The 25,033-nt window shown below is 70.5% G+C and carries 24 protein-coding genes; 14 read left to right on the top strand and 10 right to left on the bottom strand.

What is annotated here, in order from left to right; all coding sequences use genetic code 11:
* Nucleotides 1-39: 39 nt before the first annotated feature.
* Nucleotides 40-1,425: a class II fumarate hydratase gene (locus GFH49_RS22135; protein ID WP_155057845.1), complete on the bottom strand. Its 1,386-nt coding sequence runs from the start codon at nt 1,423-1,425 to the stop codon at nt 40-42.
* 265 nt (nt 1,426-1,690) lie between these two features.
* Nucleotides 1,691-3,382 (bottom strand): fumarate hydratase, encoded by a 1,692-nt coding sequence (locus GFH49_RS22130; protein WP_196218084.1) that lies wholly within the window; start codon nt 3,380-3,382, stop codon nt 1,691-1,693.
* Nucleotides 3,383-3,527: 145 nt separating this feature from the next.
* Between GFH49_RS22130 and GFH49_RS22125 the strand changes: the two genes are divergently transcribed.
* Together GFH49_RS22125 and GFH49_RS22120 are read left to right on the top strand one after the other, a co-directional pair.
* Nucleotides 3,528-4,259 (top strand): DUF1707 SHOCT-like domain-containing protein, encoded by a 732-nt coding sequence (locus tag GFH49_RS22125; protein ID WP_155057843.1) that lies wholly within the window; start codon nt 3,528-3,530, stop codon nt 4,257-4,259.
* 174 nt (nt 4,260-4,433) lie between these two features.
* A complete protein-coding gene (locus GFH49_RS22120) occupies nt 4,434-4,811 on the top strand; it encodes a WhiB family transcriptional regulator (protein WP_155057842.1) in 378 nt (125 codons plus the stop codon).
* 308 nt (nt 4,812-5,119) lie between these two features.
* Here GFH49_RS22120 and glpX read toward each other — a convergent pair whose 3' ends face one another.
* Complete coding sequence (gene glpX, locus GFH49_RS22115; protein ID WP_155057841.1) at nt 5,120-6,154, bottom strand: class II fructose-bisphosphatase; 1,035 nt, start codon at nt 6,152-6,154, stop codon at nt 5,120-5,122.
* Between the two features lie 128 nt (nt 6,155-6,282).
* On the opposite strand from glpX, the gene GFH49_RS22110 reads away from it, so the two are divergent.
* Nucleotides 6,283-6,807 carry a DUF4245 domain-containing protein gene (locus GFH49_RS22110; protein WP_155057840.1) on the top strand — a complete coding sequence of 175 codons (525 nt, stop codon included), beginning with the start codon at nt 6,283-6,285 and terminating at the stop codon, nt 6,805-6,807.
* 117 nt (nt 6,808-6,924) lie between these two features.
* Here the strand turns inward: GFH49_RS22110 and GFH49_RS22105 are convergent, their stop codons facing one another.
* The 3 genes from GFH49_RS22105 to xseA all read right to left on the bottom strand — a co-directional run bounded on the left by GFH49_RS22105 (nt 6,925) and on the right by xseA (nt 9,120).
* Nucleotides 6,925-7,512, bottom strand: coding sequence for a malonic semialdehyde reductase (locus GFH49_RS22105; RefSeq protein WP_155057839.1), 588 nt, complete (start codon nt 7,510-7,512; stop codon nt 6,925-6,927).
* A gap of 138 nt (nt 7,513-7,650) precedes the next feature.
* Nucleotides 7,651-7,902: an exodeoxyribonuclease VII small subunit gene (locus GFH49_RS22100; RefSeq protein WP_155057838.1), complete on the bottom strand. Its 252-nt coding sequence runs from the start codon at nt 7,900-7,902 to the stop codon at nt 7,651-7,653.
* A 9-nt stretch (nt 7,903-7,911) separates the two neighbouring features.
* Nucleotides 7,912-9,120 carry an exodeoxyribonuclease VII large subunit gene (gene xseA, locus GFH49_RS22095; RefSeq protein WP_155057837.1) on the bottom strand — a complete coding sequence of 403 codons (1,209 nt, stop codon included), beginning with the start codon at nt 9,118-9,120 and terminating at the stop codon, nt 7,912-7,914.
* Between the two features lie 426 nt (nt 9,121-9,546).
* Between xseA and GFH49_RS22090 the strand changes: the two genes are divergently transcribed.
* Both GFH49_RS22090 and ppgK read left to right on the top strand, forming a co-directional pair.
* Nucleotides 9,547-10,641, top strand: a complete 1,095-nt coding sequence (locus GFH49_RS22090) for a 4-hydroxy-3-methylbut-2-enyl diphosphate reductase (protein ID WP_230396419.1) — start codon at nt 9,547-9,549, stop codon at nt 10,639-10,641.
* A 29-nt stretch (nt 10,642-10,670) separates the two neighbouring features.
* The gene (gene ppgK, locus GFH49_RS22085; RefSeq protein ID WP_155057836.1) at nt 10,671-11,417 is read left to right on the top strand and encodes a polyphosphate--glucose phosphotransferase; all 747 of its coding nucleotides are present in this window, start codon (nt 10,671-10,673) and stop codon (nt 11,415-11,417) included.
* A gap of 15 nt (nt 11,418-11,432) precedes the next feature.
* Here the strand turns inward: ppgK and GFH49_RS22080 are convergent, their stop codons facing one another.
* Nucleotides 11,433-11,810, bottom strand: a complete 378-nt coding sequence (locus GFH49_RS22080; RefSeq protein ID WP_328288287.1) for a DUF6542 domain-containing protein — start codon at nt 11,808-11,810, stop codon at nt 11,433-11,435.
* Between the two features lie 437 nt (nt 11,811-12,247).
* Here GFH49_RS22080 and ychF point away from each other — a divergent pair, with 437 nt between their 5' ends.
* On the top strand, nt 12,248-13,357 hold the full coding sequence (ychF, locus tag GFH49_RS22075) for a redox-regulated ATPase YchF (RefSeq protein ID WP_155057834.1): 1,110 nt from the start codon (nt 12,248-12,250) through the stop codon (nt 13,355-13,357).
* A gap of 19 nt (nt 13,358-13,376) precedes the next feature.
* On the top strand, nt 13,377-13,637 hold the full coding sequence (locus GFH49_RS40265) for an ApeA N-terminal domain 1-containing protein (RefSeq protein WP_155057833.1): 261 nt from the start codon (nt 13,377-13,379) through the stop codon (nt 13,635-13,637).
* Nucleotides 13,638-13,707: 70 nt separating this feature from the next.
* On the opposite strand, the gene GFH49_RS22065 is transcribed toward GFH49_RS40265, so the two are convergent.
* Together GFH49_RS22065 and GFH49_RS22060 are read right to left on the bottom strand one after the other, a co-directional pair.
* Nucleotides 13,708-13,893 carry a DUF397 domain-containing protein gene (locus tag GFH49_RS22065; protein WP_155057832.1) on the bottom strand — a complete coding sequence of 62 codons (186 nt, stop codon included), beginning with the start codon at nt 13,891-13,893 and terminating at the stop codon, nt 13,708-13,710.
* Nucleotides 13,890-14,753 (bottom strand): helix-turn-helix domain-containing protein, encoded by an 864-nt coding sequence (locus tag GFH49_RS22060; RefSeq protein ID WP_155057831.1) that lies wholly within the window; start codon nt 14,751-14,753, stop codon nt 13,890-13,892. The genes GFH49_RS22065 and GFH49_RS22060 overlap by 4 nt, the downstream gene beginning before the upstream one ends.
* Nucleotides 14,754-14,934: 181 nt before the next feature.
* Between GFH49_RS22060 and GFH49_RS22055 the strand changes: the two genes are divergently transcribed.
* Entirely contained in the window at nt 14,935-15,405 is a 471-nt protein-coding gene (locus GFH49_RS22055; RefSeq protein ID WP_155057830.1) for a pyridoxamine 5'-phosphate oxidase family protein, read from the top strand.
* A gap of 10 nt (nt 15,406-15,415) precedes the next feature.
* Here the strand turns inward: GFH49_RS22055 and GFH49_RS22050 are convergent, their stop codons facing one another.
* A complete protein-coding gene (locus GFH49_RS22050; RefSeq protein WP_155057829.1) occupies nt 15,416-17,872 on the bottom strand; it encodes an NACHT domain-containing protein in 2,457 nt (818 codons plus the stop codon).
* Nucleotides 17,873-18,273: 401 nt separating this feature from the next.
* On the opposite strand from GFH49_RS22050, the gene GFH49_RS22045 reads away from it, so the two are divergent.
* The 6 genes from GFH49_RS22045 (at nt 18,274) to GFH49_RS22020 (ending at nt 25,031) form a co-directional block, all read left to right on the top strand.
* A complete protein-coding gene (locus GFH49_RS22045) occupies nt 18,274-19,512 on the top strand; it encodes a DUF4190 domain-containing protein (protein ID WP_155057828.1) in 1,239 nt (412 codons plus the stop codon).
* A 147-nt stretch (nt 19,513-19,659) separates the two neighbouring features.
* A complete protein-coding gene (locus tag GFH49_RS22040) occupies nt 19,660-20,412 on the top strand; it encodes a GntR family transcriptional regulator (protein WP_155057827.1) in 753 nt (250 codons plus the stop codon).
* A 329-nt stretch (nt 20,413-20,741) separates the two neighbouring features.
* Nucleotides 20,742-20,933, top strand: coding sequence for an SPOR domain-containing protein (locus GFH49_RS22035; protein WP_155057826.1), 192 nt, complete (start codon nt 20,742-20,744; stop codon nt 20,931-20,933).
* 85 nt (nt 20,934-21,018) lie between these two features.
* Nucleotides 21,019-21,498: a (deoxy)nucleoside triphosphate pyrophosphohydrolase gene (locus tag GFH49_RS22030; protein WP_155057825.1), complete on the top strand. Its 480-nt coding sequence runs from the start codon at nt 21,019-21,021 to the stop codon at nt 21,496-21,498.
* Nucleotides 21,499-21,584: 86 nt separating this feature from the next.
* Entirely contained in the window at nt 21,585-22,013 is a 429-nt protein-coding gene (locus GFH49_RS22025; protein WP_155057824.1) for an ATP-binding protein, read from the top strand.
* 306 nt (nt 22,014-22,319) lie between these two features.
* Nucleotides 22,320-25,031, top strand: coding sequence for a SpoIIE family protein phosphatase (locus GFH49_RS22020; RefSeq protein WP_155057823.1), 2,712 nt, complete (start codon nt 22,320-22,322; stop codon nt 25,029-25,031).
* Nucleotides 25,032-25,033 lie beyond the last annotated feature (2 nt).

Genomic DNA, 25,033 nt, shown 5'->3' with positions numbered 1-25,033 from the left:
CATGGTCACCGGTGCGTCATGGTCACGGGTGGGTCTTGGTCAAGGGTGCGTCATGCGCAGGACGTCCAGCGCCTCGTCGAGTTGCTCCACCGTCAGATCGCCGCGCTCCACATACCCGCTCTCCAGCACGACCTGACGGATCGTCGTCCGCTGCGCGAGCGCCTTCTTGGCGACCTTGGCGGCCTCCTCGTACCCGATGTACTTGTTCAGCGGGGTGACCACGGAGGGCGACGACTCGGCGTACTCGCGCGCCCGTTCCCGGTGCGCGACGATCCCGTCCACGGTCCGGTCGGCGAGCAGCCGCGAGGCGTTGGCCAGCAGTCGCACCGACTCAAGCACGTTCTTGGCGATGACCGGCAGCATGACGTTCAGCTCGAAGTTCCCGGCGGCCCCGGCGGTGGCGACCGTGGCGTCATTGCCGATGACCTGGGCGCTGACCATGAGGACGGCTTCCGGAATGACCGGGTTGACCTTGCCCGGCATGATCGAGGACCCCGGCTGCAGGTCGGGCAGGGAGATCTCGGCGAGCCCCGTACGGGGCCCGGAGGCCATCCACCGCAGATCGTTGGCGATCTTGGTCAGGCCGACGGCGATGGTCCGCAGCTGCCCGCTCGTCTCCACGATCCCGTCCCGCGCGCCCTGCGCCTCGAAATGGTCGCGGGCCTCGGTGAGCGGCAGCCCGGTCGCCCGCGCGACTTCCTCGATGACGGCGGCGGAGAAACCGGGCGGCGTGTTGATGCCGGTGCCGACGGCCGTGCCGCCGAGGGGCAGTTCGGCGAGGCGGGGGAGGGAGGCGTACAGCCGCTCCACGCCGTACGTGATCTGCGCGGCGTACCCCCCGAACTCCTGACCCAGCGTCACGGGCGTGGCGTCCATGAGATGCGTCCGCCCCGACTTCACGACGTCCGCGAACTCCTCCGACTTGCGGGTGAGGGAGGCCGCGAGGTGTTCGAGGGCGGGGACGAGGTCACGGGTGACGGCGGCGGTGGCGGCGATGTGGATGGAGGACGGAAAGACGTCGTTGGAGGACTGAGAGGCGTTGACGTGGTCGTTCGGATGCACGCTCTTGCCCAGCCGCTCACTCGCCAGGGTGGCGATGACCTCGTTGGTGTTCATGTTGGACGAGGTCCCGGAGCCGGTCTGGAACACGTCGACCGGGAAGTGCTCGTCCCACCGCCCCTCGGCGACCTCACGGGCCGCCTCCTGGATCGCCTCGGCGACGTCCTTGTCGAGCACCCCCAGCCGTGCGTTGACCTTCGCCGCGGCCCCCTTGATCTGCGCGAGCGCCTCGATGTGCGCGCGCTCGATGCGCTGCCCGGAGATGGGGAAGTTCTCGACGGCGCGCTGAGTCTGTGCCCGCCACTTGGCGTCGGCGGGCACACGGACCTCGCCCATGGAGTCGTGCTCGATGCGGTAGTCGCTCATACCCGCTATAGCGAACGGGAGAGCATCGATGTTCCGGACTCGGTGCCTGACCCCCTCCCGGGCAGGGGCGGCGGGGGCGAAACACCTCACCGGCCGCCCCGGCGGCACGGAACCAGTCAGCCCGTCCGGCGTTTGAGGACGAGGCCCTTCGGGCCGATCGGGGTCCGGGGCGGAGTCCCGGCGGGGGGCGAAGGGGCGGAGCACCTGGGGGATGGGACGGGTAGGTGCGGCGGGGGCGAGAAGTGTCCCCGCCGCACCCGAGGAACTACGCCAGCCCGGGGCCCCGCACCGGGATGGAGGTGAACGTCGGCGCGGGCGCGGGATCTTGGAAGAAGTCGCTGCCCTTGTCGTCGACGACGATGAACGCCGGGAAATCCTCGACCTCGATCTTCCAGACGGCCTCCATGCCGAGTTCCTCGTACTCGACGACCTCGACCTTCTTGATGCAGTCCTGGGCGAGCCGGGCGGCGGGCCCGCCGATCGACCCGAGATAGAAGCCGCCATGCGCGTCACACGCGTCCGTGACCTGCTTGCTCCGGTTGCCCTTGGCCAGCATCACCTTGGAGCCGCCCGCCGCCTGGAACTGCTCGACGTAGGAATCCATGCGCCCGGCGGTCGTAGGACCGAAGGACCCCGACGCGTACCCTTCCGGCGTCTTGGCCGGACCCGCGTAGTACACCGGGTGGTCCTTGAGGTACTGCGGCATCTCCTCGCCCGCGTCCAGCCGCTCCTTGATCTTGGCGTGCGCGATGTCGCGAGCGACGACCAGCGGACCGGTGAGCGAGAGCCGGGTCTTCACCGGGTACTTGGTCAGCTCGGCGAGGATCGACTCCATCGGCTGGTTGAGGTCGATCCGCACGACGTCCGAGGATTCATCCAGGCCCGCGGCAGAGCCGCTATTGAGCTCAGCGTCCGTCGTCTCCGGCAGGAACCGCGCCGGGTCCGTCTCCAGCTGCTCCAGGAAGACACCTTCGGCGGTGATCTTCGCGACGGCCTGCCGGTCGGCGGAGCAGGACACGGCGATCGCGACCGGGCAGGACGCGCCATGCCGCGGCAGCCGCACCACGCGCACGTCGTGGCAGAAGTACTTGCCGCCGAACTGGGCGCCGATACCGATCTTCTGCGTCAGCTCGAAGACCTTCTCCTCCAGTTCCTTGTCCCGGAAGCCGTGTCCGAGCGGCGAGCCCTCGGCCGGGATCTCGTCCAGGTAGTGCGCGGAGGCGTACTTCGCGGTCTTCAGCGCGTACTCGGCGGACGTACCGCCGACGACGATCGCCAGGTGGTACGGCGGACAGGCGGCCGTACCCAGCGAACGGATCTTCTCCTCCAGGAACTTCATCATGGAGGCCTCGTTCAGAACGGCCTTGGTCTCCTGGTACAGGAACGACTTGTTGGCGGAGCCGCCGCCCTTCGCCATGAACAGGAACTTGTAGGCGCCGCCGTCGGTGGCGTACAGCTCGATCTGCGCGGGCAGGTTCGACCCGGTGTTCTTCTCGTCCCACATGGTGAGCGGGGCCATCTGGGAGTAGCGCAGGTTGAGGTTCAGATAGGCGTCGTAGATGCCACGGCTGAGGGCCGCTTCGTCGCCGCCCTCGGTCAGCACGTTCTGCCCGCGTTTGCCCATGACGATCGCCGTGCCGGTGTCCTGGCACATCGGCAGCACGCCGGCCGCCGCGATGTTCGCGTTCTTCAGCAGGTCCAGCGCCACAAACTTGTCGTTGCCCGACGCCTCGGGGTCGTCGATGATGCGCCGCAGCTGGGCAAGGTGGGCGGGCCGCAGATAGTGCTGGATGTCGTGCACGGCCTCCTCGGCGAGCTTGCGCAGCGCCTCCGGCTCGACCTTGAGGAAGGTGCGCCCGTCGGCCTCGAAGGTGGAGACACCCTCGGAGGTCACCAGCCGGTACGGGGTGGTGTCCTCTCCCATGGGGAGCAGATCGGTGTACGCGAACTCAGGCATGTCGCCCATTCCTCACTCGACAGACGCGACGGCTGACCTCCAGCGGCAGCGTCCACCAGCGTAGAACCTGCGTCGGGGGCGAAGCTTGTGAGGTAATCCTCAGTCGGGGTAGTCGCGATCTATCGCGTTTGGGTACGCTGCTGTCGTGGACCTTCAGAAGCACACCGTGCCCGCCCCGCCCGCGCCGACCGTGCCCGCGCCCGTGCCACCCGCGCCTGCTGCCGCCACCGAGCTCCGTGCCTCCGACGCCGACCGCGACCGGGTCGCGGACATCCTGCGGGAGGCGCTCGCCGAGGGCCGCCTCACCGCCGACGAGCACGCCGAGCGGGTCGAGGGCGTGCTGGCCGCCAAGACCGTGGGCGAACTGGACGCCTTCATCCAGGACCTGCCCGCCGCCCACCAGCGCCGGGTGGCCCCGGCCGCCGCCGCCCCCAGCCGCCCCACCGCCGGCGCCATACCGGCCGACCCCGATGACACCGTGGTCGCGGTCTTCAGCAGCGCCGTCCGCAAGGGCCGCTGGCGCGCGGGCCGCCGTATCCACGCGTACGCGATCTTCGGCAGTGTGGAGATAGACCTCAGCGAGGCATTCTTCGAGTATCAGCAGGTCGTCATCAGGGCCATCTCGGTCTTCGGCAACGTCGAGGTGCGCGTCCCGGAGAACGTGTCGCTGCGCGGCACCGGTGGCGGTGTCCTCGGCAACTTCGAGGTGGACACGCTCGATTCGACGGAACCGCGGGCGCCGGTCGTCTACGTCGACGGCTGGGCGGTCCTCGGCAACATCGAGGCAAGGCCCAAGCGGGGCAAGCTGGTTGCCGACATCCTCGATCGGGTCCAGCGCAAGGTCGACAAGAGTTTGCGCAAACGCTTGGATCGTTGACGGTTGTGAACCGGGGCCTGGTCCAAGGGAGTTCGATCGGTCTCCGGCGCCGCATGGCATCGCGCACGAAGCGCCGTATTCCAGCGGTTCGGAACACAGTGCATAGGCACGCGCACAGCGGGTAGGCCTTGCTGCATCGTCTCTCGCTCGCGAAGCCGTCGTCAGGAGTAGACCGTGCTGCAACCGTCGCATTCGTCCCTGCAGGTAGCTGCCGCTCCGGCCCCGCGGGCGCCAGTGCGGGACAGGGACCAAGACGCCCCTTGGCACACCGAGGCGGTGTGTCGGCGCGACGAGGCCGGCCTGTTCTTCGCACCCTCCAAGGAGCCCACCGCCGCCCGCCTCTCCCGCGAGGAGGCCGCCAAGCGCGTGTGCGCCCGCTGCCCCGTCATGGTCGAGTGCCGCGAGCACGCGCTCCTGCAACCCGAGCCGTACGGCGTCTGGGGCGGCCTCACCGCCGCCGAACGCCGCGTGGTCCTCGCCAGGAGGCGCCGCCGCGACATGGAACTGAAGAAGGCGGCGAGGGCGGCGGGCCGCATAGCGCAGGCAGGCTGAGCAACAGAAGAAGGGCGCTCCCACCGCACCGGGGGCGCCCTTCTGGCTGCGGGGCCTCGGCCGACGTTCAGGGACGGGACGAGGGTCAGTATCGATATCGCGTCCCCGCCACGCAGACGCGACAAGCCACCCACACACACCGCCAGCGCTCTCCGCGCCAGCGCTGCCCGCACCCGTGCTGCCGCCAGCGCTGCCTGAGGCCGCACCCGCGCTGCCTGCGGCCGCACCCGCGCTGCCTGAGGCCGCACCCGCGCTGCCTGCGGCCGCAGTCGTGAACGATCCACAGCCCCTGGCCAGGCCAGCCCGGGCTACTTGGCGCGGTCGAAGTCGATCGCGCTGTAAGCCCGCAGCTTGCTCAACCGGTGCTCCGAGTCGATCCTCCGCACCGTCCCCGACTTCGAGCGCATCACGATCGAGTCGGTCGTCGCGTTCTCCGACCGGTACCGCACCCCCCGCAGCAGCTCGCCGTCGGTGATCCCGGTGGCGACAAAGAACACGTTCTCGCCGGAGACCAGGTCGTCGGTCATGAGCACCCGGTCCAGATCGTGCCCCGCATCGACCGCCCGCTGCCGCTCCTCCTCGTCCTTGGGCCACAACTTGCCCTGGATCGTGCCGCCGAGGCACTTCACGGCACAGGCCGAGATGATCCCCTCCGGCGTACCGCCGATACCGAGCAGCATGTCGACCCCGGTACCTTCGCGCAGCGCGTAGATCGACCCGGCGACATCCCCGTCCGAGATCAGCTTGATCCGCGCACCGGCGTCCCGGATCTCCTTGATGATCCCCTCGTGCCGCGGCCGGTCCAGGATGACCACGGTCACGTCCTCCGGCGTGGACCGCTTCGCCTTGGCGACCCGGCGGATGTTCACCGACACGGGCGCGTCGATGTCCACGAAGTCGGCCGCCTCGGGCCCGGTGACCAGCTTGTCCATGTAGAAGACGGCGGACGGGTCGAACATCGACCCGCGATCGGCGGCGGCCAGCACGGCGATCGCGTTCGGCATGCCCTTGGCGGTGAGCGTGGTCCCGTCGATCGGGTCGACGGCGATGTCGCACTCGGGCCCGGTCCCGTCACCGACCCGCTCCCCGTTGAAGAGCATCGGGGCCTCGTCCTTCTCACCCTCGCCGATGACGACGACGCCGTTCATCGACACGGTGGAGACGAGGGTCCGCATGGCGCGTACGGCCGCACCGTCGGCGCCGTTCTTGTCGCCGCGCCCGACCCAGCGGCCGGCGGCCATCGCCGCGGCTTCGGTGACCCGGACCAGTTCCAGGGCGAGGTTGCGGTCGGGGGCTTCGGAGGGAACTTCGAGTTCGGACGGCAGATGATGATGCTCGGTCATCGAGACGCACCTTTCTGATACGACGACGGCCGGATGAGGGTGATGGCGACGACTCTATCGTCAGACCGACAGAATGAGCAGGGGACCCCACGGATGAGCAGGCCAGGGCACCTGCGACGATAGGGGGCGTGGCAGGTTCGAACGGCAACAAGCAGAAGACGGTCCGGGACATGGTTCTCTCCCTGGGCCTGATCGGGCTCATGGCGGGAATCATCTACCTCTTCATCCCGCACGACGACTCGGAGCCCGACATCCAGCGGGTGGACTACCGCGTCGAGCTGCTCACGGCACGCCGTGCGGCGGCCTACCCGGTGGCCGCGCCGGAGGGCCTGCCGAACACCTGGAAGGCGACCTCCGTGCGCTTCCAGGGCGAGGAGTTCGACACCTGGCATCTCGGCTTCCACACCCCCGACGGCGAGTACGTGCAGGTCGAGCAGTCGACTCAGAAGCCGTCGAAGTTCATCGACGAGGCCACCCAGGGCGCGGAGGACACCGACAGGCGGCAGGAGATCGACGGCCGGAGCTGGACGCGGTACACCGGCGGCCGGTACGACGCGCTCGTGCACCAGGCCGACGGCGCGACGACCGTGGTGGCGGGCACGGGCTCGTTCGAGCTGCTGACGGAGATGGCGCAGGCGCTGAAGACGGAGTGAACGTACGGAGGCCCGCGGCCTGAACACGCGAAGGCCCCCGGCGGCGCGGCGAGCGCTGCCGGGGGCCTTCGTCATGGCTGCCCGTCTGCCTGTCTGTCTGCCTGCCGTCCCCGTCCGTCAGACGGTGGTGACGACCTGCTCGTACTCCAGCCGCGGGGAGCGCGGGAACCAGGCGTCGTCGCCCGGCTTGCCGATGTTGACGACCATCAGCGGGGTGTGGTCGTCGTCCAGGAACTCCTTGCGGACGCCTTCGAAGTCCAGGCCGGTCATCGGGCCGGCGGCCAGACCGGCGGCGCGGACGCCGATGATGAAGTACGCGGCCTGGAGCGAGGCGTTCAGGACGGCGGCACTCTCACGGGTGGAGCGCTCGCCGAAGAAGTCCTTGGCCTGCGGGAAGTGCGGGAAGAGCTGCGGCAGCTCCTCGTGGAACTCGTTGTCCGCGGAGAGGATCGCGACCAGCGGGGCGGTGGCGGTCTTCTGCTGGTTGCCCTCGGCCATGTGCTTGGTCAGCCGCTCACGGGCCGCGGCCGAGCGGACCAGCGTGACGCGCAGCGGCGACTGGTTCATGGAGGTCGGGCCGTACTTGACCAGGTCGTAGATCGCCTGGACCTGCTCCTCGGTCACCGGCTCGTCGGTGAAGGTGTTCGCGGTGCGGGCCTCGCGGAACAGCAGGTCCTGGGCAGCGGGGTCAAGAACGAGTGACATGCGTGAACCTTCTCGGTGGGTGCGTCGTCCGCGTAAACGGACCGTGGACCGGTTGACCCTTCCGACGGTACGCGAGCGAATTTCAACATTCAACAAAAAGCGGGGTGTGGTGATCCGCTTCACAGTTCGTCTGTCTGCTTACTGTGAGCCGCCCTCGGTCCCGGCCGTCTCCTCCCCGGCCAGCGCCGCGTCCAGCCGTGCCCGCGCACCGTCCAGCCAGCGCCGGCAGACCTTCGCCAGCTCCTCGCCCCGCTCCCAGAGCGCGAGGGACTCCTCCAGCGTCGTACCGCCCGCCTCCAGGCGTCGTACGACCTCGATCAGTTCGTCCCGAGCCTGCTCGTACCCCAGCGCCTCGCCCGCGGCCACGCTCTCCTCCACCTTGCTGGTCATGGGCCCACCCTATGTATCGACTCGTACGGAGAACTCGCCCTCGGCGACCCGGGCGCGCAGTGCCTCGTCCGCCGTCACCTCACCGGGATCCCGGACCACCTGCCCGTCGGCCTTCTGCAGCACCGCATAGCCCCGCTGCAGGGTCGCCGCGGGGGAGAGGGCCACCACGCGCGCGTGGGTGTGCCTCAGCTCCGAGTCGGCGCGGTCGAGGAGATGGCCGAGTGTGCGCCGGCCACGGTCGAGCAGGGACGCCACATGGTCCGCCCGCTCGTCGATCATGCGGTGCGGATCCTCTATCGACGGCCGGGCCAGCGCATGGGCGAGCCCCCGCTCCTCCCGCTCGATGAACGCCTCGACACATCGCCGCGCACGATCACGCAGCATCCGCACACGCTCATATTCCTCCCCCACATCCGGTACGGCCTTCTTGGCGGCGTCGGTGGGAGTGGAGGCGCGCACATCGGCGACGTGGTCGAGCAGCGGATTGTCGGGCTCGTGGCCGATGGCGGACACCACGGGCGTACGACAGGCCGCGACCGCCCGCACGAGCTGCTCGTCGGAGAACGGCAGCAGGTCCTCCACGCTGCCGCCGCCCCGCGCCACGATGATCACGTCCACGTCGTCGATCGCGTCCAGGTCCTTCACCGCCTGCACGACCTGCGGTACGGCGTGCACGCCCTGCACGGCGACGTTGCGCACCTCGAAACGGACGGCCGGCCAGCGGTGCCGGGCGTTCTCCAGGACGTCCCGCTCGGCGGCGGAGGCCCGCCCGCACACCAGCCCGATCAGCTGCGGCAGAAAGGGCAGCGGCTTCTTCCGCTCCGCGGCGAACAACCCCTCCGCGGCCAGCGCCTTCTTCAACTGCTCCAGCCGCGCGAGCAGCTCCCCGACCCCCACGGGCCTTATCTCCGCTGCCCGCAGCGACAACTGCCCCCGCGGCGCGTACCACTCCGGCTTCGCCAGTACGACGACCCGGGCGCCCTCACTCACCACGTCCGCCACGGCATCGAACACCTGTCGGTAACAGGTGACGCTCACGGAGATGTCGTACGACGGATCCCGCAACGTCAGAAACACCACCCCGGCCCCCGGCCGCCGCGACAACTGCGTGATCTGCCCCTCCACCCAGATCGCCCCCAGCCGGTCGATCCACCCCCCGATGAGCCGCGACACCTCACCGACTGGCAACGGCGCTTCCGCAGACGTGTTCAAGGCCATGCCGCGAGCGTAACGGCCACCGCTGACATCCCGGCCGACGACGCCGGCGGCAGGGAAGATGGGGGCATGACCCTGTGCAAGAAGTGTGGTGCGCGGAAGCGCCGTTGGCCCCGTTCCTGCTCTGAGTGCGGTTCGGGGTCGGGCCGGGCGGCGGCGGCCGAAGGCGCCGCCGACGTGGCCGTGCCGGCAGGACTGTTCGAGTGGGTGGGGCGGGGAGTCACGGCAGCTGTCCGGATGGTGCTGCGTCTGTTCAACTGACCCGTTTCCCACCCGGGCCATCCACCCGGGCCATCCACCCGGGCCATCCACAGTGCCGTGCCGGTCCCGGCCGTCGTACCTCGCCGGTCGTGCGCCTCCCCACGCCCCCCAGTCCACGATCAGTGCCCCCAAGGACGCGCACTTTGACCTGCCGAGCGCGGCCTTACGATGGGACGCATGACTGCTTTGCCTGGCCGCCGTGTCCTGCTCGCCGCCCCCCGTGGCTACTGCGCGGGCGTGGACCGCGCCGTGATCGCCGTCGAGAAAGCCCTGGAGCAGTACGGGGCTCCCGTCTATGTCCGGCACGAGATCGTCCACAACAAGTATGTCGTGCAGACCCTGGAGAAGAAGGGCGCCATCTTCGTCGAACGGACGGAGGAGGTCCCCCCGGGGAACATCGTCATGTTCTCCGCGCACGGCGTCGCCCCCGTCGTCCACGAAGAGGCGGAGCGCGGCCGGCTCGCCACCATCGACGCGACCTGCCCGCTCGTCACCAAGGTCCACAAGGAAGCGGTCCGCTTCGCCAAGGAGGACTACGACATCCTCCTGATCGGGCACGAGGGCCACGAAGAGGTCATCGGCACCTCCGGCGAGGCCCCCGAGCACATCCAGCTCGTCGACGGCCCCGAGGACGTCGCCAAGGTCGAGGTCCGCGACGAGTCGAAGGTGGTCTGGCTGTCCCAGACCACGCTCTCGGTCGACGAGACCATGGAGACCGTCGACGCCCTCAAGGAGAAGTTCCCGCAGCTCATCTCCCCGCCCAGCGACGACATCTGCTACGCCACGCAGAACCGTCAGCTCGCGGTGAAGCAGATGGGCGCGCAGGCCGAGCTGGTGATCGTGGTCGGCTCCCGGAACTCCTCCAACTCCAAGCGGCTCGTCGAGGTCGCCAAGCTCGCCGGCTCCCGCGAGTCCTACCTGGTGGATTTCGCGGACGAGATCGACGAGGCATGGCTCGAAGGCGTGTCCACGGTGGGTGTCACCTCCGGCGCCTCGGTGCCCGAGGTCCTCGTCGAGCAGGTGCTGGAGTGGCTGTCCCAGCGCGGCTTCGAGGACGTCGAGCTGGTGAAGGCGGCCGAGGAGTCCATCACCTTCTCGCTGCCGAAGGAACTCCGCCGCAACCTGCGCGAGGAGGCGGCGGCACTGGCCGCGGAGCGCGGCGGGGCGGGTGCGGGGACCGGTACCGCGACCGGATCGGGCACCGCCACCGGGTCGGGTACCGCGACCGGGTCGGGTACCGCCACCGGTACCTCGGGGGAGTGACTGTCAGTCCACCGTCGTAACGTAGGGCCATGCAGATCTTCGGCGTGGACATCGGTGGATCCGGGATCAAGGGCGCCCCTGTGGACCTGGACAGGGGCGACCTCGCTCAGGAGCGCCTCAAAGTGCTCACCCCCCATCCGGCGACGCCCGGCACGGTGGCCGACGGCGTGAAGGAGGTCGTCGACCACTTCGGTTGGACGGGACCGGTCGGCATCACCTTCCCGGGTGTGGTGACGGGCGGCGCCACGGTCCGTACCGCGGCCAACGTGGACAAGAGCTGGATCGACACCGACGCGCGCGTGCTGCTCGGCGAGCGGCTCGGCGGCCTGCCGGTGACGGTGATCAACGACGCGGACGCGGCGGGCGTCGCCGAGATGCAGTTCGGCGCCGGCCGCGACCGCCAGGGCACGGTGATCATGCTCACCTTCGGCACCGGCATCGGCAGTGCCCTCTTCGTCGACGGCGTCCTCGTCCCGAACACCGAACTCGGCCATCTGGAGCTGCACGGACACGACGCGGAGAAGCGCGCCTCCAGCAAGGCCAGGGAAGACCACGACCTGTCCTGGGAGCACTGGGCCCACCGCGTCCGTGCGTACCTCGCGCATGTGGAGATGCTGTTCTCCCCGGAGCTGTTCATCATCGGCGGCGGAGTCAGCCGCAAGGCGAGCAAGTTCCTGCACTACATCGAGGGCATCAAGGCCGAGATAGTCCCGGCGCAGCTGCAGAACAACGCGGGGATCGTGGGAGCGGCCATGCGGGCGGCGAAGGAGGCCTGAGGCCGGGGAGGGGGGCTACGCCCGTCGGCGGCGGCGCACCATGCGGACCCGCCGCACCGCCACGACCACACCGGCGATCAGCGTCCCCCCGTACAGCCACCCCGCCTCGGTCGCCAGCGCTGTGACGAACCCCATCAGCTGCCCGTCGGCCCCGTTGTTCCCGTCGGCCACGGGCAGCAGCCCCACGGCGAAGGCGAGCGGCACCACGACCGGTGCCGTCACCAGTTCGGCCTTGCTGGTCCACCCCGCCGTCAGCGCGCACACCGGCAGGAACAGCACGCCGTACACCGTGGTCGACGAGCCGAACAGCAACGCGTCGAGACAGCCCGACACGAACATCAGCACCCCGCAGAACAGCCCGCCGCCGCGCCCGGTGAGCCGGGGGTTCGGCATCCGGCGCACGGTCCGGGCGATCCGCCGCACGGCCAGTACCACCGGCGGAGCGGGCCGTCGTACGTCCGCCCCCGCCGGATGCCCCTGCGGCCGACCGCCCGCACCCCTGCCCTGTGGGGGCAGCCGGGGTGTGCCACGTGGCGTTTCGTACCGGGGGGACCGTGTTCTGTGTTGCTCCACCGGACCAACCTAGGTCTGCTTATGTGCCGAATAGCCCGTCAGACACGCCGTGGGGCAGACGTTGGCCAAGCGTTCGATACGGCGCCGATGCGGGGGTCGAGAGCCCGTAGACTTGTGGATCGGCCGCCAGGTCTCCAGGTTCCAGTCCTTTCAGGTTCCTTCAGGTCCTTCAGGTCCTCTCAGGCCTCTTACGCCTCCTAGGTCCTCTCAGGCCTCCTAGGTCCTCTCACGCCCTCTCATGTACGGGAAGTCGCAACGTGTCGCTCACGATCGGAATCGTCGGTCTGCCGAATGTCGGCAAGTCGACCCTGTTCAACGCCCTGACCAAGAACGACGTGCTGGCGGCCAACTACCCGTTCGCCACGATCGAGCCGAACGTCGGCGTGGTCGGCGTCCCCGACGCCCGCCTCACCAAGCTGGCCGAGATTTTCGGCTCGCAGCGCATCCTCCCGGCGACCGTCGACTTCGTCGACATCGCGGGCATCGTGCGCGGCGCGAGCGAGGGCGAGGGCCTGGGCAACAAGTTCCTCGCGAACATCCGTGAGTCGGACGCGATCTGCCAGGTCATCCGCGCCTTCAAGGACGAGAACGTGGTCCACGTCGACGGCAAGGTCTCACCCAAGGACGACATCGAGACGATCAACACCGAGCTGATCCTCGCCGACCTCCAGACCATCGAGAAGGTCCTTCCCCGGCTCCAGAAGGAGTCGCGGATCAAGAAGGACGTCGCGCCGAAGGTCGCCGCGGTCGAAGCCGCCAAGGAGATCCTCGACAAGGGCGACACCCTGTTCTCGCAGGGCATCGTCCAGGGCGGCGAGCGCGCGGAACTCCTGCACGACCTGCACCTCCTGACCACCAAGCCCTTCCTCTACGTCTTCAACGTCGACGAGGACGAGCTGATGGACGACGACTTCAAGGACGAGCAGCGCGGACTCGTCGCCCCCGCCGAGGCGATCTTCCTCAACGCCAAGCTGGAGGCCGACCTCGCCGAACTCGACGAGGAGGACGCCCTCGAACTCCTCCAGTCCGTCGGCGCCGACGAGCCCGGCCTCGCCACCCTCGCCCGCGTCGGCTTCAACACCCTCGGCCTGCAGACCTACCTCACGGCCGGCCCCAAGGAATCCCGCGCCTGGACCATCAAGAAGGGCGCCACCGCCCCCGAGGCCGCCGGCGTCATCCACACCGACTTCCAGAAGGGCTTCATCAAGGCCGAGGTCATCTCCTTCACCGACCTGGTGGCGACCGGCTCGGTCGCCGAGGCCCGCGCCAAGGGCAGGGCCCGTATGGAGGGCAAGGACTACGTCATGCAGGACGGGGACGTCGTCGAGTTCCGGCACGGAGGAACCTCTGGAAGCGGGAAGAAGTAGTCCCCCGCGGGGGAGAACGATGGCTGACGATCCTCTGAACCTTGACGAGGCCGGCGAATGGGCTGGCCTGTGGTGGCTGCCGGAGGACCCTGACGAGCAGGTCCCGGGCGTGCTCCGGTACGACCCCGAGAGCGGCCTCTCGCTCTCGTTGATCGGCGCGTTCGAGGACCGCGTCGGCCGCCCCGACGACGTCGCCCACGCCGTCGAGTACCTCGTCAACGCCGACTACGTCACCGGGACCGTCCTGCCCGTCGACGGAGGCCTGACCCTGCCGCAGTGAGGCGAACGACAGCGCCCCGCGTCGGACGGATCCGGCACGGGGCGGGGCGGGGCGGGGCGGGGCGTGAGGGTCAGCTCTGGGCGGCGTAGTTGACGAAGTCGTTCCAGGCGGTGGGGGAGAGAGCGAGTTCGGGGCTTTGCCGGTCCTTGGAGTCCCGTACGTGGACTGCCTGCGTGCCCTGGGCCACCTCAACGCAGGCGTCACCTTGCGAGCCGCTGTAACTGCTCTTGAACCAGGCCAGTTCGGACATGCTCATAGCGCTCCTCGCAGTCGCTTCAGCAGGCCCACGGAATCCTCGGGGGTCAGGGCCTGTGAGCGCAGTTTTGCATACCGCTGCTGGAGCAGGCTGATCTCTTTCGGGCTGGAGATCAGTCGCCCGTTCTGTTGGCCCTCCGAGTAGGCGAACCACTGATTGTCCGGAGTCTCGGCCAGCATGATCGGCCCGTCCACCCCCGCATGCGACGGCTGCCGTGTGGGCATCACCTGGAACTCCACGTTCCAGTTCCGCTCGATCAACTCCAGCAAGTGGTCCAGGAGTTCCCGCGTCACCCCATCCCCACCAGTCCCCCGCTCCAGTACCGCCTGCTCCACGATGAAGTTGAACGCCGTCGGCGGTTTCCGCGTCACCGCCAGCAGTTCCTGCCGCTCCAGCCGCGCCGCGATCCGCTGGTCCAGTTCCTCCGGGCCGGGCAGCGGCGGCACGGCCAGTGACACCGCCCGCGCGTACGCCTCCGTCTGCAACAGGCCCGGCACCACCCGGCATTCGTACGTGCACAGGCTGATCGCCGTCGTCTCCAGCCGCGCCCACTCCCGGAACCAACTCGCCAGCCCCGCCTTCCGCGTCAGATGGGGCGCGGCCCTCCGCAGGGCCCCGGTGTTGCCGGTCGCCTCCTCCGCGCGCTCCACGAAGTCGCCGTCGGGCATGCGGCGGCCCTGCTCGACCGAGGCCACCGTGTGCTTGGAGTAGCGGACCGCGCTGGCGAACTCCTCGCGGCTGAGGCCCGCGTGTTCCCGTAAGGCCTGGAGGACCGCGCCGAAGGTACGCAGACTGTCCGAGACGCCGGGCTCGCCCCAACTCCCCGCGCTCGCGCCGCCGTCCGTGTTCTCGTAGGCCACTGTCGGCCCCCTCCCGCACACACACCACGCCGTACCGCTTCTGACTCGGCCCCATGGTCGCGTTCGGCGGTGCGTACCGTCCACTTTCCGTGCGCGTACGCTGACTCAGCGTACGCGGCGCGCTCGTGCCGCGTCGCCGGGTTGCTTGAGTCCCGGGTGCCTCGCGCCATAACCTCCGCGGATGACGTCAGTTGAGTCTCAGCCCAGCGGACCCCGCTCTCCGGAGCAGCGCAAGCGCGAGGCGCTTGAACGGCTCGCGCGGGACATCGACGTGTGGGTCGCCACCGCCGACGCCACCGGCGAGCCGTGCCTCGTTCCGCTGGCCTTCTGGTGGGACGGCGAGGCGGTGTGGCTGTCCACCCGCGACACGAATCCGACCGGGCGCAACCTGTGCGCCTCGGGCCGGGTCCGGCTCTGCTTCGGCCATACCCGGGACGTGGTCCTGGTGCACGGCACCGCGCGCATGCTGACCCGCGAGGACCTTCCGGCCGAGGTGGGCGACGCCTTCGCCGCCAAGGACGGTTGGGACCCTCGTGAGGACCACCCCTCCTACGTCTTCTTCCAGGTCACCCCGCAGGTGATGCAGGCGTGGGGGACGGTTCCCGAGATGGCCGGACGGACCCTGATGCGCGACGGGAAGTGGCTGGTCTGACGCGACTCCCTCACGGCGGCGGGGGTGTCGGGGCCGGAGCCGGAGCCGCTGCCGGAGTCGGGGGCGATGCGTGAGCCGGAGCCGGTGCGTGAGCCGGGGTCGCAAGGAATTCCCGGAGGCGGGCGTGGCGGAACTCGTAGTACGGGCCCGTCACGCGCAGCACCTGCCGGTCGTAGGCGTCCTCCAGGAATCTCATGGCCCGCAGGGGGACCACCCCCTGGGCCCAGAGCTGTACGAACCCCACCATCGTCCGCCAGACGTTGGACACGGTGAGCGCCGCCGCCGTCCCGGTGACCACGGCGAACAGGAAGCCGGTGATGAGGCCGACCCGCACCGACACCCAGGGCACTTCATGGCGGGCCATGGCGAGGGCGTCGGTCAGCCCCGCGGCCAGGCCGATGGCGAGGCCGAAGACGACGCCGGTGGCCAGGCTGCGCCGGCGGTCGCGGCGCCAGACCTTGCGCGGACCGGCAGGGGAGTCGTCGTCCGGCCGCAGTTGGGCGTAGCCGTCGATCAGGCCGAAGGCGACGACGTAGGCGAGGCCGATGGTCGGGCCCACCACGAGCCCGCGCACAGGGCCCTCGCCGAGGCCGAGCGGGATGCCGCTCGCCAGTCCGGCCGGGACGCCGGTGGCGAGCCCGGCCGGCAGTCCGACCGTAAGCCTGCCGAGGAACCGCCGGGCCCGCCCTGCCCGCGCCAGGGCCGTCGACGGCGGCGGGCGCAGACGGCGTTCGGGCGTCGCCATGAACCCGGCGCCCGCTCCGGCCACCAGCGTCGCCGACGGAGCCGCGATCAGCAGGGCGATCGGCCCGGACACCGGCCCCACGGCCAGCGCGACCGCGGTGAGGGTGGCGAGCCCCGACATCATCCCCATCCCGGTGTTGAAACCGGAGCCGCCCGAACCGCCCGAACCGCCCGAACCGCCCGAACCGCTCGAACCGCCGGGCCGGGCCGTGCCGGTGGCGCGTCTCTCGGTCACGATCGCGATGGCCAGCCCCAGCACCGCGCCCGCGGCGGCGGCAGGCAGCACTCCGACGACCGTACGATCCGCGAAGCCGTTGGTGAGCAGGCCGTCAAGGCCGGCGATCAGTCCCGCACCGAACGCGCACCCGGCCACACCCGCCAGGATCCGCCAGCGGTGGGGGACCCATTCGGGCATCCGCCACCAGGCCAGCTGACGGGTCTGCCGCTCCGTCATGCGTTCCGCCAGGCGGCGCAGCCATCGCTCGGCCTGCTCCCGCGGGTACAGCGCGGGGTCGTCGGTCCGGTCGAGGTAGGCGATGGGCACGACCTGGCCGAGGAGGCACAGCCGGACGGCCTCCGCGCCGCCGGTCCGCTCGGCCGCCGGCAGGTCGGCGGCGAGCGCGGCACGATCCCCTGGAGCCCCGGCGGCGAAGGCGCCGCGCAGCAGGCTCAGCATGAACGGCGTGTCGAGCACCCGCGCCAGCCCGCCGTCGGGCCGCTGCCGGACATGGTCCGTGAGCCCGCGCCAGGAGTGACGGTCAGGATCGGCCGGCTCCCACCCGTCGAGGCATCGCACGACCTCGTCGACCGGTACGGGCCGCAGTTCGAGGACGACGGTGCCGGGCAGGTTCGGGTCGTGACGGCCGTCTCCGCCGAAGAGCACCAGGCGCACGTCCTCGTTCAGACGGTCCAGACTCCTCAGTGCCAACTCGCGCTGATCGGCGCCGATATCGTCGAAGCCGTCCAGGAACAGCGTGAGACGTCCCTGCTCGATGAGCTGCTCCGCCGCCCGGAAGCCGTAACGGTCCAGGTCGGGGAAGTCGCTGCGGAGGCGGTCGGCCAGCCAGTCCCGGGCCGTCCGCCGCCGGGGCTCCCAGTCGTGCGGGGTGAGCAGCACCGGCACGCGCCCTTCGCCGTCGCGGCGGGCGCGCTCGTCGAGGGACCTCACCGCCGCGAGGAGCGCGACGGCCGACTTGCCCGATCCGGGTCCGCCGAGTACCACCAGCCGCCCGAACCGTTCGTCCGCGCACAGCCCGACCAGTTCGTCACGGCCACCGGTGTCCGGTACGGGCGGGGCCGACTCCGGGGCGCGCAGGCGCCGCCAGGGGACCGGAGCCAGCCGGTGCTCGCTCAGCTCCCGCCTCGCCAACTGCTCCCGGTACTGCGCGGCGGCCTGGTCCGCGAGGGCGTCCGCTGCCGACGGCGGTGGTTCCGCCGGATCTCCGGGCTGCGGCGTCGGACCGTTCTCATCGAGGCGGCTCCGCTGGACGAGCTGGACGACGGTCCAGCCCAGGGCCGTCACGACCAGCGCGCTCAGCGTGCTGCCGATCGTGCCGAGGAGCAGGTCCCTGTCGGCACCGAGAACGAACCACACCGTTCCCACCGCCGGCGAGGCCAGGACGAGGATCAGCGCGATCCGTGCGATACGTCTGGCCTTGCGTCCGTCGTCACGTCCGTCGTCCCGTCCCCCACGACGTCCGCCACGCCCCGCCCCCCGATGCATACCACCGAGTGTGACAAGGCGCCGGCGTCGCCGCCACGGTCTTCGCGGTAACTCGCGTCCGGGTGCCGTTCGTTCAGCGCGGCGAGTCGGCCGATGGCGACATCGGGTCCGAAGCGAGCCTCCACCACGGCGTGGGACGCGCGGACGCCTCGCGCTGACATGCCGTGAGACCCGGGCCGCTCCGTCCGATCGACGCCTGGCACCGTGGTTCTGACGAGTGACCAGTCATCCGTGACGTGACGTGACCTCGCGGGCAGGGCTTCGGTCGGTGACCCGGCCCGCCGCGAGGACGAGGCACGAGACCCGTGCAAGCGTGCGGCAGGCGTGTTTACGATTCGCGCAGCATCAGTCTCATCAGTCCCGCTTCGCGCGCCACCGCCTGAACCAGGAGCACGGCACCCGTGTCCATACCCCCGCCCTCCGGGCCCCACCAGCCACAGGAGCCCCAAGGGCAGTACCCGCCGACCCAGCAGTACCAGCAGGGCCCGCACGGTCCGCAGTACCAGCAAGGTCCGTACGGTCCGCAGTACCAGCAGGGCCCGTACTACGGGGTGCCGTACCCCTCCTGGGGACAGGGCTACAGCCCGTTCAACCGTCCGGCGCCGGTCAACGGTGTCGCCATCGGCTCGCTGGTCACCGGGCTGCTCTGCTTCGTCCCGGGCGTGGGGCTGGTCCTCGGCCTGATCGCACTGAGCCAGATCAAGCGGCGGGGCGAGCGCGGGAAGGGCATGGCGGTCACCGGGTCGGTGCTGTCCTCGGTCGGGCTGGCACTGTGGGCCCTGTTGCTGTCGTCCGGCGCCGCGGCCGAGTTCTGGGAGGGATTCGAGGAAGCCGCGCGCGACGATTCGAGCCTCTCCCTGGAGAAGGGCGAGTGCTTCGACTCGCCCGGCGGCCTTGAGGGGTTCACCTACGACGTCGACTCCGTGCCCTGCGCCGGCCGGCACGACGGCGAGGTGTTCGCGGTCGTGGAGATGCCCGACGGCTCGTATCCGGGCGACGACGAGGTGACCCGGTTCGCGGACGACAAGTGCTATGCCCTCCAGGACGGTTACGCGATGGACGCCTGGGCCCTGCCCGGCACCGTCGACGTCTACTACCTGACCCCGACCCGGCAGAGCTGGCGGCTCGGCGACCGCGAGATCACCTGTGCGTTCGGCCACACGGACGGCGCGAGCGGCCTGACCGGCTCGCTGCGCAACGACGCGACGACACTCGACGACGACCAGGTCACGTACCTGAAGGCGGCGGACGTCCTCAACACCGCCATGGACTCCGCTCCCACCCAGGAGTACGTCGAGGACGACCTGCCGGGCCACAAGGAGTGGGCGGAACGCGTCGCGGACGCGCTGACCGAGCAGGCCGGGACGCTCCGCGACCACCCGTGGCCCGCCGGCGCCGAGCAGCCGGTCGGGGATCTGGTCGAGGACCTTCAGGCCGCCCGGAAGGAGTGGGCCGCAGCCGCCGGGGCCGCGGACGCGGACACCTTCTACGAGCACTACGACAAGGGCTACGCGCTGATCGCGCCGGAGCGGTCGGTCACCGCGCGCAAAGCTCTGGGGCTGGCGACGACTCCACCGTCGTACGACGACAGCGGCGACGGCTCGGACAGCGGGGGAGGAGACGGCGGAATCGAGGTGTGATCGCGGCCATAGCGGGGAGAAAGCGCCTGCGTAAAGCCCTTCCGGGCCGCAAGTCATCACATCGGGTGATTCTCTGACCTTTGCTTGCGCCGGACAACTCACGGTTGCCACGCTGTTGCTGTCTGTACAACCTGATGGGAGCGGCCAGTGACATTCGGTGAGCAGCCGGCGTACCTGCGTGTCGCGGGTGATCTCCGCAAGAAGATCGTCGACGGTTCACTGCCCCCGCACACCCGCCTCCCGTCACAGGCCAGAATCCGCGAGGAGTACGGCGTCTCGGACACCGTCGCCCTGGAGGCGCGCAAGGTGCTGATGGCCGAGGGCCTGGTCGAGGGCCGCTCCGGCTCCGGGACGTATGTCCGCGAGCGGCCCGTGCCCCGCCGTATCGCCCGCTCCGGATTCCGGCCGACCGGCGGCGCCACCCCGTTCCGGCAGGAGCAGGCCGACGGCGAGACGCGCGGCACCTGGGAGTCCAGCAGCCGGCAGGCCGAGGCGAGCCGCGGTGTCGCCGAGCGGCTCGCGATCCAGCCCGGGGACCGCGTGATGTGCACCAAGTACGTCTTCCGGGAGGCCGGCGAGGCGATGATGCTCTCCACTTCCTGGGAGCCCCTCGCCGTCACCGGCCGCACGCCCGTGATGCTGCCCGAGGAGGGGCCCCTCGGCGGCATGGGCGTCGTCGAGCGCATGGCCGCCATCGACGTGATCGTGGACAACATGACGGAGGAGGTCGGCGCCCGTCCGGGCCTCGCCGAGGAACTGCTCGCCCTGGGCGGCGTGCCCGGCCATGTCGTCCTGGTCGTCTCCCGCACGTACTACGCCTCGGGCCGCCCCGTGGAGACGGCCGACGTGGTCGTCCCGGCCGACCGCTACCGGGTCGCCTATCACCTGCCTGTGAAGTAGCGCACGCCGTCACGGCAGTTGCCCCGGCCGCCGCCCAACGGGCGCCGGTCCGCCCGGCGTTGGAATCCGGTCGTTCTCGCAGGTCGCCCCGGCAGGTGCGGCAGGTCGCCGACCGGATGCGCGAACAGGTCCGCACGGCGCATTCGCCGTCGTGCGCCCCCTGCACTTTGGCTGGTTGCGTACCTCTTCGTGAAAAGCCGTATTCGCTGCGTAAAGGTTAGGCGTAGGCTCAGGCATATGCGGATTGCGGTTTCCTTAGCGGGTGGGGCACGGCACAGGCCGCGGGCAGGACTCGTGCGGTCGCGGGCTGGAAGGAGCGGTGGGGCGGGATGAACGACAGCACGATCACTCTTCCCTGGCTCGTCATACGGCAGGACGACAACGGCAATCGCTACCGCGTGGGCCGGTACGCGACCCGGGCCGAGGCCCAGAAGATCGCCGACAGCCTCGACTCCCGCGGACACAAGCAGCTGTACTGGGTCGAGCGGATCGGGCAGAACGGGGCGAGTTCGATCGACTGAGCGTGCGCGCGTGCGCACCTGTGCCGCTGCCACAGGCTCCCGCGCATGGCCACAGGCTCCCGCGCATGGCCGTAGGCTCCCGCGCATGACGGAACCGATCGTGGTCGTGGGGGCAGCACTCCTCTCCGGCGGCCGGCTGCTCGCCGCCCGCCGCAGCGCACCCCCCGAACTGGCCGGACGCTGGGAGCTGCCCGGCGGCAAGGTGGAGCGGGGCGAGACTCCCGAGGCGGCCCTGGTCAGGGAGGTGCGCGAGGAACTCGGCGTCGAGAGCGAGACGGTCGACCGCGTGCCGGGTCAGTGGCCCCTCAAACCCCCGTACGTCCTCCAGGTCTGGACGGCCCGCCTACTGCCCGGCTCCCCCGACCCCAAGCCCCTCCAGGACCACGACGAGCTGCGCTGGCTGACCCCGGCGGAGTTCTGGGACGTCCCGTGGCTGGACGAGGACATTCCGGCGGTGCGGGAGATCGAGGCCCGACTGGACCGACCCCAAGGGGCGCGGGGAACTGCGCGACCAGCCCCCCACGAACCCGCACCCGCACAACAATGTCGCCCCCCGAGCCATTAGGCGCACCCAGCTAAACCCGCGGAGCGCACGGTACTGTCGCCGCGATATCGGGTATGTGCCCATTAACCCCATGAAACCGGACGTGCGTGGGCTTGCTGGCCTGGGAAGTGATCGGCGTGATCGACACCGATGGCGACTGCGCCGACTGGACCTTTCCCGCAGACCCGGGCGCCGTCCGCGCCGCCCGTGCCGCCGTCCGCGCCAGGCTGCGCGAGTGGGACCTGGAGAGCGTCGCCGACATCACCGCCCTGCTGGTCAGCGAGCTGGTCACCAACTCCCTGCGCCATGCCACGGGCCCCATCGGCGTACGGCTGGTCCGTCCCGCGGATGTGCGTGACGTCCTGCTGGTCGAGGTCTCCGACCCGCTCCCGGACCCGCCGCGCGAGCGCGTGGTCCGGCCCGATGACGAGAGCGGGCGCGGGCTCCAACTCGTCGCCCTCTCCTCGCGCCGCTGGGGAACCCGGCCCGGCGAGGCGGGCAAGACGGTGTGGTTCGAACTGGTGGTACCGGACTGAACCGGGTGTGCTGAACCGGGTGTGCTGAACCGGGTGTGCTGAACCGGGTGTGCTGAACCGGGTGTACAGCCGCAGACCCGCTGTCCGGTGTCTGGTTCAGGCCAGTGGCGGTTCTCGTGCTGCGTGATTCGACGACGTGTCCGCTGGTTAGAAGACTGGAAGTGTTGTCGCAGTCCGGACCGAAAACCGTCGGGACCGTGCTGTGATCGTGAACACCGTGTCAGGTGGCGTCGTAGTGCTGGATACTGCGGGCAGCCGCCCCTGGTGACTGGTGCCGGGCGCGGTGAGCTGGAGGGGACGGTTCGCGTGAGCGAGATACCAGCGAAGGCCACGGAGTCCGAGGACCCGTCGGGCGGCGCGAGGACGGGAGTCGCGGCTTCCTTCGGGGCCGACGCGACGAGAGCCTCCGGCGCCGGGCGGCCCGGGGACGACGGGTCTTCCGGTGCTGTGCCGTCCGGTGACGACGGGTCGTCCGGTGGTGCCGTGCTGTCCGGCGAGGCGCCCCCCGGTGACGCCATGTGGCAGAGCAGCCCGCCCGGCTCCATCTACGACTACATCAAGGTCGCGTCCTTCTCCATCGGCGCCGACGGCCTCGTCGACCAGTGGAGCCTGCGCGCCGAGCAGTTGTTCGGCATCCCCGCCGAGCGGGCCGTCGGCATGGACCCCATCGAGGCGTTCATCGACCCCGACCTGCGCGAGCAGGGCCAGCGGAAGATGGCCGAGATCCTCGACGGCCGGGAGTGGACCGGCGTGGTCCCCTTCCGGAAGCCGGACGCGACCGACGGGGAGGGCGACGAGGCTCTCGCCGAGGTCTACGTCATGCCGACGCGCACCGAGGACGGTGAGAAGGCCGCCGTCTGCATCGTGGTCGACGTCCGCACCCTGCGCCGGATCGAGACCGACCTCGCCGCCTCGCAGTCGATTTTCGGCCAAACTCCGTTCGGCTTTCTGCACATCGACCCCGACCTGCGGGTTCGCCGCGCCAACAGGCGGTTTGCGTCCCTGTTCGGCGGTACGCCCGAAGAGCAGCGGGGCCGCGGCGTGCACGACTACCTCGCCCGGCCGGAGGCCGAACGGGTCACCGCGGTGCTGCGTCGCGTCCTGGAGACCGGCGAGAGCATCACGGACATGCACGTCACCGGCTTTGTGCCGGGCTCCGACGAGCGCCGCCACTGGTCCGTCAACCTCTACCGCATGCACAGCGGCACCGGTCGCCCCGTCGGCATCGCATGGCTCGGAACGGACATCACCGCCCGCCGCGCCGCCGCCCGCGAGGCCGCCGCCGCCCGACGCAATCTCGCCCTTCTCAACGAAGCGGGCGCCCGTATCGGCAACTCCCTCGATCTGGAGACCACGGCCCGCGAGCTCCTCGACGTCGTCGTCCCCGGCTTCTGCGACCTGGCGACCGTCGACCTCTACCAGGGCCTGCTGGCCGGCGACGAGACCCCGCCCGGGCTCGCCGACGGCAGTGCGGCACTGCGCCGGGTCGCCTACGCCAGCGCGGTCTCCGACGCGCCGTTCATCAGCTGTGGCACACCGGTCGCCATCGGTGCCGTCCACCACTACCCCTTCAACTCCCCTTGCGCGGACGCCCTGCGCACCGCCAAGCCGCGGCGCGTCCCGCCCGAGGAGGGCGGCCTCGTCCAGTCCACGCTCGCCGTTCCGATGGTCGCCCACGACACCGTCGTAGGACTTGTGCAGTTCTCCCGTACGAAGGGCAGCGAGCCGTTCGGCGACCGGGACCGGGAGCTGGCGGTGGAGCTGGCGGCGCGGGCGGCGGTCTGCATCGACAACGCCCGCCTGTACCGCCGCGAGCACGAACGGGCCCTGATACTGCAGCGGTCCCTGCTCCCGCCGGGCGACCCGGTGGCCTCCGGCCTCGACATCGCCTGCCGCTATCTGCCCGGCAACTCCTCCGCCGACCGGCCCAGCGAGGTGGGCGGGGACTGGTTCGACGTCATCGAACTGCCCGGCCACCGTACGGCATTGGTGGTCGGGGATGTGATGGGACGCGGGCTCAGGGCGGCCGTGGCGATGGGCGAACTCCGCTCCGCCGTACGGACCCTGGCCCTGCTGGACCTCGAACCGGCAGAAGTGCTCTCCGCGTTGGACGAGATCGCACGGGGACTCGGGGCGCCGGGCGGCGTCCAGCAGGCGACCCGCGCGGCCCGCCGCCCGCGTGAGGCGGACCTGTCCGAGGTGTACCTGGCGACGTGCGTGTACGCGGTCTACGACTCCGTGACGCGCCGCTGCACCTTCGCGAACGCGGGCCACCTGCCGCCCGTCCTGGTCGAGCCCGGCGAGGACGCGCTGATGCTGGACGTGCCGCCGGGCATGCCGCTCGGCGTCGGCGGGGAGCCCTTTGAGGAGGTGGAGGTCGAACTGCCCGAAGGCGCGCTGCTGGCGCTCTACACGGACGGACTGGTCGAGTCCCGCGACCACCCCCTGGACGAGGGCCTGCAAGCGTTCGTAGGCACGCTGACGGACCCCTCCGCCCCCCTGGAGGACGTCTGCGACCACGTCCTCAACACCCTCGACACCCACCACGGCGAGGACGACATCGCCCTCCTGATGGCCAGGGTCCAGGGCCTGCCGGCCGACTCCGTCGGCGACTGGACGCTCCCCCGCGAACCCCGCAGCGTCGGCCGTGCCCGCGAGTACGCGCGCGGCCAGCTGCTGAGCTGGGACCTGGAGCCGCTGGTCGACACGGCGGAGCTGCTGGTGAGCGAGCTGGTCACCAACGCGCTGCGCTACGGCGAGGGAGAGATCAGACTGCGCCTCCTCCTGGACCGCACCCTCGTCTGCGAGGTCTGGGACTCCGGCCTGGTCCAGCCCCGCCGCCGCCGCGCCCGCGACACCGACGAGGGCGGCCGCGGCCTCCAACTCGTCGGCCTCCTGTCCGCCGCCTGGGGCTCCCGCCGCACCCCCCGCGGCAAAACGGTCCGGTTCGAACTCCCCCTCCCGGACGGCGAAACGGGACTGACGGATCCGGCGGAGGCGTTGCTGAGCCTGTTTTAGGC

The sequence above is a fragment of the Streptomyces blattellae genome (assembly GCF_009709555.1).
In the GTDB taxonomy this organism is placed as follows: domain Bacteria; phylum Actinomycetota; class Actinomycetes; order Streptomycetales; family Streptomycetaceae; genus Streptomyces; species Streptomyces blattellae.
The sequence above is the reverse complement of the archived record's forward strand: the minus strand, read 5'-3'. Positions and strand labels throughout refer to the sequence as shown.